The organism is Ruegeria sp. AB8 (genome assembly GCF_056542605.1).
Genome location: NZ_JBQGAB010000118.1, coordinates 1 through 626, shown reverse-complemented (window position 1 = coordinate 626; position 626 = coordinate 1). Strand labels below are relative to the sequence as shown.

Annotated in this window: 1 protein-coding gene; it reads right to left on the bottom strand. The window is 57.0% G+C overall.

Features of this window, described 5'->3' with window-relative positions:
* A partial coding sequence (locus ACR0CG_RS24065) for an ABC transporter transmembrane domain-containing protein (protein WP_480528039.1) occupies positions 1 to 485 on the bottom strand: 485 nt, incomplete at its 3' end.
* Positions 486 to 626 lie beyond the last annotated feature (141 nt).

Here is a 626-nt window from a genome sequence, read left to right as displayed (position 1 = left end):
GCGATGGACACAGACGACCCCAGCACCGATTGGATCAGCGTTGTGTCGGTGGTGATCCGGCTCAGAACTTCGCCGGTCATGATGCGCTCGTAAAACTCGGGGCTCATCCCGATCACGCGGTCAAAAACCGCCTTTCGGATATCGGCCACCACACGTTCACCCAACCGGGTCACCAAAGCATAGCGAATACCCGTACCCACGGCGAGAATCCCGGCTATACCGAGGGCGGCCAGAAAGTACCATTCAAGCAAATCACCATCTTCGATGCGGAAATTGTCGACCACACGCCGCACAGCCAAGGGCAATGTCAGCGTCATGCTGGCCGTCAGGATCAACGCCAGAGTCGCGCCGATCATCAGCAGTCGATAGGGCTTCATAAACGGCCACAATGACCGCAGCACGCCAATTTTTTTAGACCTAGCCCGTTCATCGTAGGCGCCGGGCGCTTGTGCATTTGCTGGATTGGCGGAGCGTGTTCTTGCCATATCTGGCCCTTGTATTCTGGTCGCAGCCCTTATCAGGCGTCAATCAACGTTTCATGGCGGCGTGGGACAATGGGGTCAAGCTTTGGGCGCAATTCGGGGCACGATCCGGGCCTTTTGACGCATTCGACCGGAATGTTAGAG